14 protein-coding genes, 1 pseudogene and 1 riboswitch are annotated in these 15,282 nt (G+C 44.7%); of the genes and pseudogenes, 11 read left to right on the top strand and 4 right to left on the bottom strand.

Features of this window, described 5'->3' with window-relative positions; translation table 11 throughout:
• Nucleotides 1-80 precede the first annotated feature (80 nt).
• From OCW38_RS19435 to thiM, 7 genes and pseudogenes are all read left to right on the top strand, one after another.
• A complete protein-coding gene (locus OCW38_RS19435; protein ID WP_102270647.1) occupies nucleotides 81-998 on the top strand; it encodes a DMT family transporter in 918 nt (305 codons plus the stop codon).
• Nucleotides 999-1,096: 98 nt separating this feature from the next.
• Nucleotides 1,097-1,208: riboswitch (TPP riboswitch) on the top strand.
• Nucleotides 1,209-1,304: 96 nt separating this feature from the next.
• Entirely contained in the window at nucleotides 1,305-2,198 is an 894-nt protein-coding gene (gene thiD / locus OCW38_RS19430; protein ID WP_010430528.1) for a bifunctional hydroxymethylpyrimidine kinase/phosphomethylpyrimidine kinase, read from the top strand.
• Nucleotides 2,188-2,952 carry an ABC transporter ATP-binding protein gene (locus tag OCW38_RS19425; protein ID WP_016794506.1) on the top strand — a complete coding sequence of 255 codons (765 nt, stop codon included), beginning with the start codon at nucleotides 2,188-2,190 and terminating at the stop codon, nucleotides 2,950-2,952. Before thiD ends, OCW38_RS19425 begins: the two co-directional genes overlap by 11 nt.
• Before the next feature lie 103 nt (nucleotides 2,953-3,055).
• Nucleotides 3,056-3,790, top strand: a pseudogene (locus OCW38_RS19420) (ABC transporter permease); the annotation flags it as partial.
• A gap of 120 nt (nucleotides 3,791-3,910) precedes the next feature.
• Entirely contained in the window at nucleotides 3,911-4,867 is a 957-nt protein-coding gene (locus OCW38_RS19415) for an ABC transporter substrate-binding protein (RefSeq protein WP_010430522.1), read from the top strand.
• Nucleotides 4,868-4,875: 8 nt separating this feature from the next.
• Entirely contained in the window at nucleotides 4,876-5,571 is a 696-nt protein-coding gene (gene tenA, locus OCW38_RS19410) for a thiaminase II (RefSeq protein ID WP_016768299.1), read from the top strand.
• 3 nt (nucleotides 5,572-5,574) lie between these two features.
• Entirely contained in the window at nucleotides 5,575-6,360 is a 786-nt protein-coding gene (gene thiM, locus OCW38_RS19405) for a hydroxyethylthiazole kinase (protein WP_010430518.1), read from the top strand.
• A gap of 127 nt (nucleotides 6,361-6,487) precedes the next feature.
• Here thiM and OCW38_RS19400 read toward each other — a convergent pair whose 3' ends face one another.
• Nucleotides 6,488-8,431, bottom strand: a complete 1,944-nt coding sequence (locus OCW38_RS19400; protein WP_261895789.1) for a methyl-accepting chemotaxis protein — start codon at nucleotides 8,429-8,431, stop codon at nucleotides 6,488-6,490.
• Between the two features lie 261 nt (nucleotides 8,432-8,692).
• Between OCW38_RS19400 and thiE the strand changes: the two genes are divergently transcribed.
• Nucleotides 8,693-9,310, top strand: a complete 618-nt coding sequence (thiE, locus tag OCW38_RS19395; RefSeq protein WP_010430512.1) for a thiamine phosphate synthase — start codon at nucleotides 8,693-8,695, stop codon at nucleotides 9,308-9,310.
• A gap of 201 nt (nucleotides 9,311-9,511) precedes the next feature.
• Here the strand turns inward: thiE and OCW38_RS19390 are convergent, their stop codons facing one another.
• Together OCW38_RS19390 and OCW38_RS19385 are read right to left on the bottom strand one after the other, a co-directional pair.
• Nucleotides 9,512-9,856, bottom strand: coding sequence for a hypothetical protein (locus tag OCW38_RS19390; protein WP_010430509.1), 345 nt, complete (start codon nucleotides 9,854-9,856; stop codon nucleotides 9,512-9,514).
• 389 nt (nucleotides 9,857-10,245) lie between these two features.
• Nucleotides 10,246-11,148: a LysR family transcriptional regulator gene (locus OCW38_RS19385; protein WP_016793019.1), complete on the bottom strand. Its 903-nt coding sequence runs from the start codon at nucleotides 11,146-11,148 to the stop codon at nucleotides 10,246-10,248.
• A gap of 138 nt (nucleotides 11,149-11,286) precedes the next feature.
• Between OCW38_RS19385 and OCW38_RS19380 the strand changes: the two genes are divergently transcribed.
• Nucleotides 11,287-11,715, top strand: a complete 429-nt coding sequence (locus tag OCW38_RS19380; protein WP_016785403.1) for a PACE efflux transporter — start codon at nucleotides 11,287-11,289, stop codon at nucleotides 11,713-11,715.
• A gap of 257 nt (nucleotides 11,716-11,972) precedes the next feature.
• Here OCW38_RS19380 and OCW38_RS19375 read toward each other — a convergent pair whose 3' ends face one another.
• On the bottom strand, nucleotides 11,973-12,980 hold the full coding sequence (locus tag OCW38_RS19375; RefSeq protein WP_016788038.1) for a helix-turn-helix domain-containing protein: 1,008 nt from the start codon (nucleotides 12,978-12,980) through the stop codon (nucleotides 11,973-11,975).
• A gap of 159 nt (nucleotides 12,981-13,139) precedes the next feature.
• On the opposite strand from OCW38_RS19375, the gene OCW38_RS19370 reads away from it, so the two are divergent.
• Together OCW38_RS19370 and OCW38_RS19365 are read left to right on the top strand one after the other, a co-directional pair.
• Entirely contained in the window at nucleotides 13,140-14,261 is a 1,122-nt protein-coding gene (locus OCW38_RS19370; protein ID WP_261895785.1) for an HlyD family secretion protein, read from the top strand.
• Entirely contained in the window at nucleotides 14,251-15,270 is a 1,020-nt protein-coding gene (locus tag OCW38_RS19365; RefSeq protein ID WP_261895783.1) for a DUF2955 domain-containing protein, read from the top strand. The genes OCW38_RS19370 and OCW38_RS19365 overlap by 11 nt, the downstream gene beginning before the upstream one ends.
• The last annotated feature ends 12 nt before the right edge of the window (nucleotides 15,271-15,282 follow it).

Raw genomic sequence — 15,282 nt, 5'->3', positions numbered from 1 at the left:
ACAATAGCGTCCTTTCGGCAAACTAACTTTTATCAATCTTCATTATTATCTATTTCAGAACTGAAAATTGGGTAATAGAAATGAATCTTGCCATCAATCGCGTTAACGAATTCCAAACGGGCACTTTAGCCATCTTGTTTGCTTCCATTTTATGGGGCACGACAGGCACCGCCGCAAGTTTTGCGCCTGATCTAAGCCCATTAGCGATTGGTGCTTTCTCTATGGGTGTCGGCGGCCTAATGCAAGCGGGCCTAGCGTATCGAAAAATCCTATTAGCCCTTGATAAACTTTTGCAGAATAAGAAGCTGTTGGCAGTGAGCGCTTTGGCTTTAGCGATCTATCCTTTAGCTTTCTATTCTTCAATGAAATTATCTGGCGTGGCGATTGGTACAGTGGTTTCGATTGCTACCGCACCTTTCTTTTCTGCTCTGTTAGAGTGTCTTATTAGCAAAAAGTATAATATCAACAAACGTTGGCTCACTAGCTTTGCGATTGGTGTGGTGGGTATTGGGTTGTTGGTGTTTTCAGAATCTTCATCGACGAATGAATCCGGTGATGATCTCAAGCTGTTCGGTATTGCTTTAGGTTTGCTCGCTGGGTTGTGTTACGCCATTTATTCTTGGGCGACCAAAGCACTGATCGACAAAGGGATTAAGTCACAAGCGGCGATGGGCAGTATTTTTGGCCTGGGTGCGATGCTGTTGCTGCCAACGCTCTGGTTTACGGGGGAGAACCTGTTTTCCTCGCAGATTAACGTATTAGTCATCAGTTATCTGACGTTAATCCCACAATGCTTGGGCTATATCGCGTTCAGTTTTGGTTTACGCCACGTGACCGCGAGTAGCGCCAATCTGCTGACTCTGTTTGAACCAGTAGTTGCAGCGGTGCTTGCCGTCTGTGTTGTCGGTGAGCTGATTCCTTTTACAGGCTGGTTAGGTATGTCTCTGATTGTGTTGTGCTTGTTTATACAGTCGAAGCCATCTAAAGGAACGTTATAAGTATTTGTTTTGTTTTGCCTAATTGAAATTTTTTCATGTGTAATTCTTATAATTGAATAAAATCAGTATCTCAGTTGTGAGAGTGCTGTTACTATCGCTATCAATAGTCGGGGGGCATATACCTTATTTGGTGTTTGCTGAGATCGTTAATCGAGACCCGTTGAACCTGATTCAGTTAACACTGGCGTAGGGAACTATAAGCACTTGATCTGCGTCTGCACCCATGAAAACTTTCATGTGTTTATTGCGACTTCTCCTTCGATCGGTGTTCGTTCTCCTACGTCTTGTAAGATAGTAGGAGCGACAATGACACACAGTTCTAATTCAAAAGATTTAACGCTAAAAGCCTCAGTTTCACAGCACTCTGCTGATGGTTCGATTCGAACAAACACTCCGATTGTATTGACGATCGCAGGCTCAGACAGCGGCGGCGGTGCAGGGATCCAAGCTGATATTAAAGCCATGTCTGCAACGGGCAGCTTCGCTTGTTCGGTAATTACCGCAATTACCTCTCAGAATACCCAAGGCGTTTCCGCCATTTTGCCTATTCCACTCGACCATGTTGCTAGCCAGTTAGATGCGGTTTTTACTGATCTCAATATCGTGGCAGTAAAAGTCGGCATGTTGGCCGATTCGCAAATCATCAAAGTCGTCGCTGATAAAATTAAGCAGTACCAACCTAAACACTTAGTGATTGACCCTGTAATGGTCGCAACCAGTGGTGATCTTCTTTTAGAAAACTCAGCCATTACTACACTGAAACAAGAGCTGATTCCGCTGGCAGACATCATTACGCCTAATTTGCCTGAAGGCGCGGCGTTAACAGGCAAGCCGGTACCTGAAAGCGAAGCTGAAATGCAGGGCATGATTGAAGATTTACGCGCACTAGGTGCTAAAGCGGTTCTCTTGAAAGGCGGCCACCTGGAGAAAGATGAAAACAGTAACGACTTACTGATTCTGCCAACCACATCTGCTCTGATTAGCGCGAAGCGTTTTCCTACCAAAAACACTCATGGAACGGGCTGCACGCTCTCTTCTGCTATTGCTTCTTTCTTGGCTCAAGGCAACAAACTTCCAGAGGCTGTCGACCTAGGTAAACAATACATTTCACGAGCAATTGCTCACGCCGACGAACTTCAAGTTGGTCAAGGTCACGGCCCTGTAAATCACTTCTTCGTTGGGCACGGTAATGTCCGTTAATACGATTGGCGTTCAACTCAGTAATGCGACTCTGCGTTACCGAGATAGCGAGCACGCGACCTTATCTGGACTGTCATTGAGCTTAAAAGCAGGCAAGTGGACAGTGTTACTTGGTCGCAGTGGCTGCGGAAAAACCACGGTATTGCGTTATCTGGCAGGCTTGTTGGACGACAAGGTGGAATGGCAGGGCACATTGGCAACGTCTGATGAATTGCCTCTCACCGATCGCATCGCTTACATGGCGCAGCAAGATTTGTTACTGCCATGGCTATCGGTTATCGACAACGTGTGTTTGAGCCATCGCTTTCAAAATTCCGCAGATAAGCATAAAAATATCGAGCATAAAAATCAGGCGTTAGAGCTACTGATTTCTGTTGGTCTGGCTGATTACGCGGATGCTATGCCGGATCAATTGTCTGGTGGTATGCGTCAGCGTGTTGCTTTGGCTCGAACCTTAATGCAAGACAAGCCAGTCGCGCTGATGGATGAGCCTTTCTCTGCGCTGGATGCGGTAACGAGACACAAGCTGCAAAGTTTAGCGTGTGAACTGTTAAGGGGTAAAACCGTTGTGTTGATCACTCATGATCCACAAGAAGCGGTGCGTCTGGCGGATAACTTGTATGTGTTGCAAGGCACGCCTGCGAGTGCTCACTCTTTATCTGTGCCTCACACGTCAACGCCACGAGTGTTAGATGGTGAGTGTGCCGAGCTACAACAAGCGATCTTAGAACAGTTGGAGCGTGATTATGAATGAACTAACTCGAAGTGAAGCTACTGATAGCTCCAAGATAGAAAACTCAATGGAAGAAAGTTCAACTAACGCGCAGGCTAGCACTGCGCGTCCTCGCCAGATGAATCCTGTTATGCGTTTGCTTATTAGCAGTGCTGTGATTCTTGGTTTGTGGCAAATGGTGGTAATTATATTCGAGATGCCAAGCTTCATTCTGCCAGCTCCCGCAGAAGTCTCCCTCAAGCTGATTGAACGCTACGATGTGTTACTCAAACACACTTGGGTGACTGCGCAAGAGATCTTACTTGGTCTATTGCTCGGTTTATCCATGGGGCTGTTTTTCGCCTTGCAGATGTTGATGTTTGACCCGTTGAAGCGTTGGCTATTGCCTATCTTGATTGCTAGCCAAGCGATTCCTGTATTTGCGATTGCGCCAGTACTTATGCTTTGGCTTGGCTATGGCATTGCTTCAAAAGTGGTGATGGCGGCGATCATTATCTTCTTCCCTGTGACCACTTGCTGTTACGACGGTCTGCGTAATACACCGACAGGTTATCTTGATCTTGCTAAGACGATGGGTGCATCGAAATGGCAATTGCTCCGCTATATCCAACTTCCTGCTGCATTGCCAACATTGGCGTCTGGCATTCGTGTAGCGGTGGTGATAGCCCCAATAGGCGCAGTCGTCGGTGAGTGGGTAGGCTCCAGTGAAGGTTTAGGTTACTTAATGCTACAAGCCAATGCGCGCATGATCATTGATGAGATGTTTGCGGCCTTATTTATCTTGGCGGTGCTGTCTATCTCGCTCTATTTCATCACAGATAAGTTACTCAAAAAAGCCATCCCTTGGGAGAACCAGTGATGGCTTGATCAATAACACTTTGTTTAATAAGGCTTCGCTCAACGCTATTTATCTAAACAAAACGTCGTTAAAAACTAGCTCTATAAACACAATAATAATATTCAAAAGGAAAGGTTAACTATGAAAAACACCAAATTGGTAGGTGCAGTGGCACTGCTTGCTTCGCTAGTGTCAGGTCATGCTCTAGCGGACTCTGAACAAAAGAAACTGACACTGATGTTGGACTGGTTTGTGAACCCGAACCATGGCCCGATTGTGATCGCTCAAGAGCGTGGCTACTTTGCTGACCAAGGTCTAGATGTTGAAATTCAAGAGCCAGCAGACCCAAGCACACCAGCAAAATTGGTCGCGGCAGGTAAGGTCGATTTAGCGGTAACTTACCAACCAAGTTTAACCATGGATGTGGCAGCGGGTCTTCCTTTAGTTCGTGCATCAACCCTTATCGCGACGCCACTAAATACACTAATGGTATTGGATAACGGCAAGAACGATACGCTAGCGGATCTGAAAGGCAAGAAGATTGGTATTGCGATTGCTGGTAACGAAGAAGCGACTATTGGCACCATGCTGGCTCAAGAAAGCGTTGAGTTTACAGACGTGCAAACCATCAATGTTGGTTGGGCACTGTCGTCTTCATTGGCATCAGGGAAGGTAGATGCAATCTGGGGTGGCTTACGTAACTTCGAGACCAACCAGTTAGCTCTTGAAGGCTTTAAAGCAAAAGCATTCTTCCCAGAAGAGCACGGTGTTCCTGCTTACGATGAGCTTATCTTTGTTGCGAACGCAAAGCAACATGATGATGAAGCGATCAAAGCGTTCAACAAAGCATTGGAACAAGCAACCACTTACATTGTTAACCACCCACAAGAGTCATGGAGCGAGTTTGTTGCGTATTCACCTGATACGCTGAACAACGAGCTTAACCAACGCGCATGGAACGACACGCTGACTCGTTTTGCACTTCGCCCTTCAGCGGTTGACCTGAAACGTTACGACGATTACGCACAGTTCATGTTCGACAAAGGCATTATCAAATCACTACCAAAAGCCGCTGACTACGTACCGACTTTTGACTAAGGAATCTCATGAAATACCAAGACTTAATCCAAGCCTGTCAGCAAGATTGGCAAGACTACACAGAGCATGATTTTGTTAAAACGCTGGCGAACGGCACACTCGCTCAGCCGTGTTTCCTGCATTATTTGAAACAAGATTTTCTGTTCTTGAAGCAATATGCTCGCGCTTATGCGTTGGCGATTTACAAGGCGAAAACCTTGGCTGATATGCGCCGTGCATTGCCAAGTGTTCATGCTCTGCTAGATTCTGAAATATCTCACCACGTGACTTACTGTGGTCAGTGGGGCTTAACGGAATCTGACCTAGAAAACGAACCTGAAGATTTCGGCACAGTCGCTTACACACGCTACGTTCTAGACGCGGGTATGACGGGTGATCTTGTCGATCTTTATGCGGCACTGGCTCCGTGTTCAATTGGTTACGCTGTGATCGGTAAAGCGCTGTTAGAAAGCAGCGATACCGTTTGGGAAGGCAACCCATACGCAAGCTGGCTGCAACTGTATGGCGGCGAAGAGTTCCAATCAGGTGTGGCTACAGGCGCGGAGTACTTTAATCAGCTGCTTGCTGAAATTGATATCAACAGCGAGCGTGGTCAAAGTATCGTTCATATCTTTAAAACGGCAACGCGTATGGAAGTGGCTTTCTGGCAGCAAGGTCTGAATGCACTTAATGACTCAACAGCGGCTTTCACGAATAAGGATTAATCCATGCTAACTGAACAAATCATCCAATCACTGCGCGCAGTACGAGAGCAAAAACCATTGGTTGTGAACATCACCAACTACGTCGTGATGAACAATACGGCGAATGCTTTATTGGCGATTGGTGCTTCACCTATCATGGCGCACTCACAGCAAGAACTGGCTGAGATGATGTCATTCTCTGGCGCTTTGGTGATTAACATCGGCACGCTTGATAGTGTTTGGACGCCAAGAATGCGCTTCGCGGTTGAACAAGCGAATGCGAACAACAAGGTTGTGGTCCTTGACCCTGTAGGTTGTGGCGCAAGTACGCTGCGTACTGAGACTTCTCGTGAAATTGCACGTTTAGCCAATAAGCTAATCATTCGTGGTAACGCGTCTGAGATCATTGCGCTAGCGGGTGAGCAAGCACAGAGCAAAGGCGTTGATGCGCTGGATAGCAGTGATGCCGCATTAGGCGCTGCACAGTGCTTAGTGGCTGAATACGGTGCAAATGTGGTAATTTCTGGTGAGACAGATTACGTTGTCACCAAAGACAGTGTTGTGATGTTAAACAATGGTCATCCAATGATGCCGTTTGTAACGGGCATGGGCTGTACCTTAACGGCCTTGACGGGCGCATTTGCTGCTGTTGGTGATGACAGTGGTTTAGCGGCTGCGGCGATATTGGGCGTGGTTGGTGAAATCGCGGCTGAAAACTCACGCGGCCCGGGTAGCTTACAAATGAACTTGCTTGATGAGCTATATCAGTTAGACGAAGAGACTCTGATTCAACGTTTGAAGATTCAGTAGGGTTAATCTAACTGTAAGCCACAAGTTAGAAGCCTAACTTAAAACTCTTTAGATAAAGAAAAGCCCCCGATACTTATGTGCTGGGGGCTTTTTATTATTGGTTTGGAGCTGTGTATAGACTAGCTTGCTAGGTTCTAAATCGATTCACTTGGCTCTCTAGGTGATGAGCAACCTCGGTTAAGTCGCTCGCTGCACCTGAAATGCTGCTTACTGACTCTTGGTTACTTTGCGCGATGGTGTTTGCACCTTGCGCGTTCTCACCGAGTGACTTGGTTAGACGATCTTGCTCATCAACCGATACCGCGATTTGGCTATTGGCTTGATTTAAATCTTGAATGTGTTGGTTAATCACATGCAAGTTCTGAGAAGCCTGCTGTGCCTGAGTTGAAGCATCGGAAACCGTGCTGTGGCTCTCCTTAATCGACTCTAACGCATCTTTAGCGCCACGCTGCAGCGATGTGATGAGTTCATCAATCTGGCTAGCAGAATCTTGGGTGCGCTTAGCAAGCGTTCTTACTTCATCGGCTACGACGGCAAACCCGCGACCTTGTTCACCTGCGCGCGCAGCTTCAATAGCCGCATTCAATGCTAACAGGTTGGTTTGCTCAGAAACGCTTTTGATTACTTCAAGAATGGCACCAATGTTCATCGACTCTTTATGTAGGTCGGTCACTTTCTGGCTGCTGACCTGCATGCTCTCATCGGCGCTGCCAATTTCATGCAGTGTCTTGTCTACTTCTTTAAGTCCCATCGCGACATTCTCGGCCGCTTGATTTGCAACTTGAGAGGCGTGGTTAGCACTTGAAGCAATTTCCGATGTGCTCGAAGCCAATTGATCAACGGCTGACGAGATATTGATCATTTCATTGTTCAACTGTGTCGCGTTGGTCGAGCTGTTGTTAGTCACTTGATTAAGAGATTCGGACATCTCACCAATACGCACACTAGAGCGGTTCACTTGGCCAACGATATCGCGCAGAGATTCAATGGTGACCTCCATGTTGGTCAGTAGTTCGCCAATCTCGTTTTTGCTTTCAATGTTCACTTCAACATTCAGGTTGCCTTGAGAAAGCTCATTGGTGATCTGTTTAACCTGTGCGATACCTTTGGTGATAGAACGAGTCACCAAAACCGCGCTTGTCATGCCAATAAGCAAAGCCACTCCTGTAAGCAAGAAGATGATTTGAATGGAGCGTTTTTCACTGGCTTGCAGTACCGGCGTGAGCGCTTGCTTTTGTTGTTCGAGAATACTTTGAGCATCAGCTACCGAAATAGCTAAGCTATCGCCAATAGAGGCGAGAGTAGCGGTTCTTTGGGTGTTCTCAATCATCTGCTGATGAACTTGCTCAAAACCTTTCGCGTACGCTTCACGTTGGTTAGAGAAATCTTCAATCAGTTCACTTTGATAAGGGGATGATTTAAGAGATTCAATATCACCTTCGATACCTGGTAGAGCATATTCAAAAATGTCTTTACCGGCCTCATAGGTTTTGAGGTCGTTGTTGTTTGAGTAACTCAGCACAGTGATCTTGGCGGCGAGGAAATTCTCCATCAACATACCGGCGTATAAGCTCGCGTTTGGATCGTTGTTGTTGTAAGACTCATACAACAAGCTCTGAGCAGCTTTCAGTGCGTTGGTTTCCCTTTTGACCATCTCCACATTTACCAACTGGTCAATGAGGAGTTGGCTTTGTTTCATTGACCCATAAGCCGAATCAAAAGCTGCAACGCTGTCTTGCACTAATTGCAGGCTCGAGAGACTATCGGTATTGGTGGTGGTTTGGATTAGATTGTTCAGCAGTTCATCAATCGCGAGTTTGCTTGATTGATAATTCGTTTCGTATTGCTCATCCAATGACTCTAAGTAACGTTCAGAGGCTAAACGCATCTGAAGAAAGTGCACTTGAATGTTGCCTGATAATGTCGCTTTATGGCTGAGCTCACTGTATTGGCTAAAACCGTTCGACAAGGTTTGGATACCTTTGTAACTCACAAAGCCTGAAATGACGAAAAAGAGCAAGCAGATGGCATAACCCAGCTTGATCTTGAGCGCTATAGAAAGGTGGCGCATAACTATCCCTATATTGACCTGATTCTTTCACAGAGCAGTATTTCATAAAACGGTGTGTCGGGCATACTCAAAGTGAATAGTTTGTGTAAAAAGTAACGCTTTAGTTAAGTAATTCAGTTTTTTCAACACATTTTCAACGGGTTGCATATTTAATAGCGCGCGCTTAATTGAGCTAATTTAGTATTAACGTCCATGCACATGATGATAATTGTCGGTAAAATGGTAACAACTCAATTTAGACTTCAACGCCAAAGGTGCGATATGACCCTTTATAAACTCTATTTAGTAACGGATGACCAACAAGATTTAGATACGCTCAAGTTCGTGGTTGAACAAGCAGTTGCTGGTGGCGTCACCATGGTCCAAGTAAGAGAAAAGCATGGAGATGTAAGAGCGTTCATTGAACGAGCACAAGCTGTTAAGTCTATTTTGGCAGGAACAGACGTACCTTTGATCATTAATGACCGAGTCGATGTTGCATTGGCGGTGGATGCCGATGGCTTACATTTGGGTCAATCGGATATGCCACCAATCATAGCGCGTCAGTTGATTGGACCAGATAAGATTCTAGGTTTGTCGATAGAAGATGAGCAACAACTTCAACAAGCTGACGATTTGCCGATTGATTACATTGGTCTCAGTGCGCTTTTTACAACACCGACCAAGACTAATCTAAAAAAGCATTGGGGTTATGAAGGTATTCAAATGGCTTTGGAGACAACGAAGCTGCCGATTGTCGGTATTGGTGGAATCAACGAATCGAATATCCCTCAGTTAACGCAAACAGGCATCCATGGGTTGGCATTAGTCTCTGCGATATGTCACGCAAAAGACCCGAAAAAAGCAACGCAGGATCTGTTGTCCCTAATGGAGGAGTGAAAGGGTATTTAGACCAGAAAATAATGCGTTTAGCTGTTTGTTTTCTAGTTAAAACATAAGCACAGAGGTGTGCTTATGTTTATCGACTGAGCTTTTAAGGAAAACTATTAAGCACGCTATTCTATATACCTATGTAAACATATAAGGGACATAAACAGTTTATCGGATGTACAGAATTATCTGTTGAATATTCAGTTTGGTCTACTGAGCGCACAGAGCAACAGTGCCGATGATCATAAGAACGATCGCGGTGTACCAACCGTATTGCGCTGTTTTATTCGCGACAAAAACTTTAATGTAATTGATTTCTTCATGCGCCATCGCGATAAAGTCCGTGTAGTTAATTGATAACTCACGGCTGGCTTCTTTCAAGTCTTGCTGCAGTTTGTTGAAAGCCTCATCGATGAAGCCTTTTGTTTCTGAAACAGAAGGAGTAGCAGCCAAAGCTAGACTATTCCAAACTGCCATACGCGATTCATATTCGCTTTCACTGACACAATTAAGTACGCGTAAATCATACTCTCGTTTGTTACGCTCTTTACCCATTTTCTCAGGGCAAATATTTCTTAAAACGTTCACGACAAATTTTCCAAAAGGTTCATTTAGATATAGAAAAGCACTCAAAGAGGGCTCATAAACTGGGGCGAATCAATATTCAAAAGTGATCTATTTGAAGCTGTCATAAGTTCTTGCAGGGCAGGGACACTTATTTCGAAGATTTGAAGTTGGGTCAGTGTTGTTAAAGAGCGATTTGGGACTGTCTATATTCGTTCGAAAAGACAAACCCGTTGGGATCGCATAGTAGTTATGTCACTTTGGGACATCAACTAGGGTGTTTTATCCAGACGACAAAGATATTTATCGGCAAGATAAGCTAAAATGAGGTAGTCGAGGCGTAATCATTACTAACCTCGATTCTAAGAATGGATCAGCTTTTAGTTTACTTGCCATTGGTTGTATTGCAGTGAATACCGTTCAAGGGTCTCGATGAGGCTAGTAAGAACCGGGCCGTTAATGTGACTGCGAGACACCAAGCAACCAACAGGTGTTATCCAACCACCATGCTCGTGTGCGACAGGCAAAGCCACAAGGTCTCCTTTTTCAATCCCTTTCATTACCATCATTTCAGGCACATTTGCCCAGCCAACATTCTGTTCAACGAGATCAACAATGGTCTTATGATTATTGGCATACCAAAGCATGGAGCTAATGCCGTAAGTGAACCATAGTTCGCGTTGTTTCGAACTGCGATGCACACATTGGCGATAACGCTTTAAGTCTGAGTCTTGCACTACGGGGAATTGGCTCAGTTCGTGAGTAGCCGAACTGACAGTTAGGAAACGCGCTTGGCCAAGCAAGAAAAAGTCCATATCAACCTTTAGCTCACCATCGGCATAGATGATTCCAACTTGCGCCTTGCCGCGTCTCACTAAGTCTTCGACATCGAATGTTGAAGTGGTAATGATATCGAAGTGTGTGATAGGGAATTGATCGGCTAGCGAGCTGATTATCTTAATGAAATTCTTATCGATAATGCTTTCATCAACCGCAATGATCAGTTCATGTTCGTCTTCTTGTGTCAGCGATTCTACTTTTTGGTCGAAGTACTTTTGTTGATCAAGAATGGACTTAGCGACAGGCAATAACGCTTTACCTGTGTTGGTTAAAACGGGGATGTTTTTCTCTCGGTTAAACAGCTCTTGGTCGATGGCTATCTCTAGGTTGGCGATCGACTGGCTGACGCCGGATTGAGCACGTTTCAGCTTGCGCGCTGCCGCTGAAAAAGATCCGCTTTCACACACAGTGACGAAGACTTTTAATTGCTCAAAACTGTACATGCTACCTCTCACTCAATCCAATATGGGCTAATAACGTTCAGGCTATCACTATTCGTGATGGCTGTTAACTTTCTCTTATTATTTCAGATGACATAATCTCGACCAATTCAACACGTAATAGATTATTTAGAGGAATGTATGAGTACGTTAGAAAGAGTGTTTCACTCTGTGTTATTTGAAGTATTGGCCGTAACACTTTCCATTGTCGGCTTAGCGATATTTACCGATCATGATGTGAACGCCTTATCAGGAACCATGATAGTTGTTGCGAGTATCGCGATGATGTGGAACTACTGTTTTAATCGCATTTTTGATCGCCATTTCACGGGGGAAAAATCACAGCGTTCACTTAAGTTACGTGTTTTTCATGTCGTGTTATTTGAGGCTGGCTTGCTGGTGGCGACGATCCCTGTGATGGCGTACTTGCTCAACGTCGGTATTTGGCAGGCATTTTTGATGGATATCGGCGTGACCATTTTTATTACCATTTACGCATTTGTATTCAACCTGATTTACGACCATGTTCGAGCGTTTTTGGTGCATAGATCCAATCTCGCAGTTCAGTAATCTGCTAAGTCAGTAAATGCTATTTTGGCTACTAACTGATTGTTTATTCGTTATTTTTACGGAGGTGTTCGGCTAGTAAGCCTAGGTCACTCGTCATTTATTCTGCTATCTTCAATAAGGTGATAATTTGAAATACAAGCCAAACCTGAAGCAAGCTATCGAAGTGCGGATAGGGCGCTTTATCGTGCCAAGGGCAGTGGCCGAAATAGGGTATGTAGTTCTAGTCCGAGTTGCCCAGAGCTAATTGCCTTGGTTAATTATAATCGTGTCTGAGCCGAAATTGAGCGTTGGTAAATCTTTGGGGTAATACCGGAGACTCGTTTAAAGGCTCTAGAAAAGTGGGAAATATTGGTGTAACCCAATTGGCTCGAAATGTAAGTCAACGTATGGCCTTCTTCCATCAGCTCACATGCGACGGAAAACATCAGGTTCTCTTTGATTTTCCGGTAGGTGGTATTTTCGTTTTTCAGCTTACGTTGAAATGTTCGTACAGAAAAGTTTAAGAGTTCAGCTGCCTCTTCAAGTGAGAGGTCTTGCTCCTTCATGTAGGGTTTGAGTAACTCGTAAACGCTGTCAGTAAAGCTTGTGTGCCATTCAATGATCGCCGGCTTGTTACTTAAGTCTTTGGCGGTGAGTCGAATCGGTAGTTGTAAGATCTCATCAGGGATAAGAACCGCGGTAGAGCGATGGCCGACAAACAGCTGGCAGTGATTGGAAAGCAGCGTTTTAACGATGTCGGTGTCATTGCCTTGCAAACGCACTTTGGTTGGTTGCCAAGGTGACTTAGATAGAATGGTGATTAATTCGATGATGTAGGTAATGGCAAAAACTTCGCCCCATTGGAACATGGGTGAATTATCTTCAGTTGCGGTTCGGCAGAACCAACTCTGACCATGCTCTTGAATGAAGTCGACTCTACTACCGGGAGAATCATAAGAGAAAATGGTGTTGATGTGTTTTAACGAATCCTCAATCGTTTCAAACTCGGTAAACTGATGCAAGACGTATGGGATGATTCGTCGTTTAAAGGCCAAACCGAGCACATCCGTAAATCGAGAGACACCGAGTTGTGACGAAGTCAGATAAATCAGTCGCTTGATGGATTCAGACGGCACAAAGTCACTTTCTGATTCAATGAGGCCGGGCGGCAAGCCTGAGTCTTCAAGCAACTTATACAGGTCTAAGCCATAGTCCGTGAACACTTGCACTAAGATTTTGGCATAACTTGTTTGTATTACTGGGACTTGGTAAGAGCGAGTAGCCATGATCAAACAATCCTTGTGTATCTATACGTTATTAGACGTGCATATCATTTACAGTGTTTTGTTTAGTAAATCTAACCCTATTTACTTGAGTTTTCCATGGTCGGGTTTATTTTTAAGATATTAATTTTGTTTGATTTTAGCTATTGAGAAGGGAGTTCCATGTCAGAAGTCAAAGGGAACAAGCAAGGCGACAATGAAGAAAGTAGCCAACCCGAAAATGGTAAAGATAAGGTAAGAAAGGTCACCAATTACTTACTCGGGTTTGTGGCATTCACACTGTTATTTAGTGTTATCGCCGATCGAATTATTCCTATTACTGATAACGCACGTGTGAAGGGTTATATCGTTCCTATCAAACCTGAAGTGTCGGGCAAGGTGCTTGATATTTTAGTACAACCAAACCAATTGGTTAATCAAGGCGACACACTTGCGGTTTTGGATAAGTCTGATTATCGAATTGCAGTTCAACAGGCAGAGCAAAACTTAGAAATCGCAGGGCAGAATGTCGGTGCTCAGACTGCGAGCATTGCTTCTGCGCAAGCCAAGTTAACCTCTGCTCTGGTTGAGAAGCAAAACACTCAATTACAGGCTAAACGAGTGTTGGAAATGGCAGACAAAGGTGTCGTGTCTAAATCGGATGCTGACCAAGCCCGCGCTGCACTAGCAACTGCTCGTGCTGGTGTTACTAATGCGGAAGCGGATTTGGAACGTGCTAAACAACAAATGGGTAAAGAGGGCAAAGAAAACAGCCAAGTGAAAGCGGCATTATTGGCCCTAGAGCAAGCTCAATTAAACCTAGAACGCACGGTTATCAAAGCGCCAACTCAAGGGGGTGTGTCTAATTTTAGTTTGTCAGAAGGTTTCTATGCATCTGCGGGGCAAGCCATTATGACGTTTGTCTCAACCGAAGATATCTGGATCGAAGCTTACTATCGCGAAAATAGTTTAGGCAATGTCGCGGTCGGTGATGAAGTGGAAGTTGCTCTAGATTTTGCTCCGGGTCGAATCGTGAAGGGTCGAGTGAGCAGTATCGATTGGGGGGTCGATTGGGGACAAAATGATCAAGCTGGTAAACTAGCTCAAGCGAGTCAACAAACAGGTTGGTTACGCCAAACTCAGATGCTGCCAATCACCATTGAATTTGAACGCGATACTGTGCAAGGCATGCTACGTGTGGGTGGTCAGGCTGATGTGATTGTTTATAGTGGTGATAACTTCGTTTTCAACGCAATAGGCAAGCTTTGGATTCGATTCATAAGCGTACTGTCTTATGTCCGATAAGCCTATTCTCGACCATCAAATTCAGCAACGGATCCTGCGTTATACCGTAGGCGTTACGTTGGCTGTATTTTTGGCTGCATGGATTAACTGGCCACTCGCATTTGTGGCGCCGGTGTTCACAGCTAAGTTCCTACTCGATAAGCCTAACCTGCACAAGGAAACAGTCTACGAACTCTTGTTGGCAGTAGTCGCCACCATGGCATTGGGTTTATTGCTGTCGCGCGGAATTACCCATTATCCGATTCCTCTGTTAATTTTAGTTGGGTTGATGATGTTATGGGGCTACTACTTATTCGTTGACCCTAAATGGAACTTGTTTGCGACTGTGCTATTAATCGCGGTGTTGATGTTGCCATTTATGGCGATTGATAACCCTGGCGTTTCGGTCATGTTGGCTTCTGGTTTGGCGACATCGGGTGTCGTTTCAGTGATGATTTTTGCGTTAGTGCATGTATTTTTTCCTGAACCTAAAACGGGCTTTTCAGGCTTTGATCCAGTGCCGCTCGAAAAGAAACAACGTTGGTATGCTGCTTTTAGAGCGATGATCATCTCTTATCCTGTCGTGTGCTTTTTCTTTATTTTTCAGATCTCTGAAGCATTGTTAACTATGATGTTTATTGCGTTGTTGTCGTTAATGATTACTTCAGAGAAATCTGTAAAACTGAGCGTCTTTTTAGTCATCAGTAATGGTATTGGGGGCATGCTGGCGATTACCGCTTTTTCAATCCTTTCTATTGTTCCCAATATTGTCTTCTACTCTTTATTTATAGGTCTTGTCGCTATTTTGATGGCCACGAGGATCTACACCGTTCCAGAAAAAGCACCGATTTTTGCCACTGCATTCAGTACCTTATTGGTACTTGTGGGGAGTACATTGATGAGCTCAGGTGATATTGATAGCAACGCATTCATACGCATATTCCAGTTAGTGATAATTGGAGTCTATATGATTTTGGCTTCACTCTTCCTTGAAACCAGGAATTGGAAGTTCTTACAAAATCAGCCTTAATTTTTGCCATAC

This window comes from Vibrio cyclitrophicus, assembly GCF_024347435.1.
GTDB lineage: Bacteria > Pseudomonadota > Gammaproteobacteria > Enterobacterales > Vibrionaceae > Vibrio > Vibrio cyclitrophicus.
The sequence above is the reverse complement of the archived record's forward strand: the minus strand, read 5'-3'. Positions and strand labels throughout refer to the sequence as shown.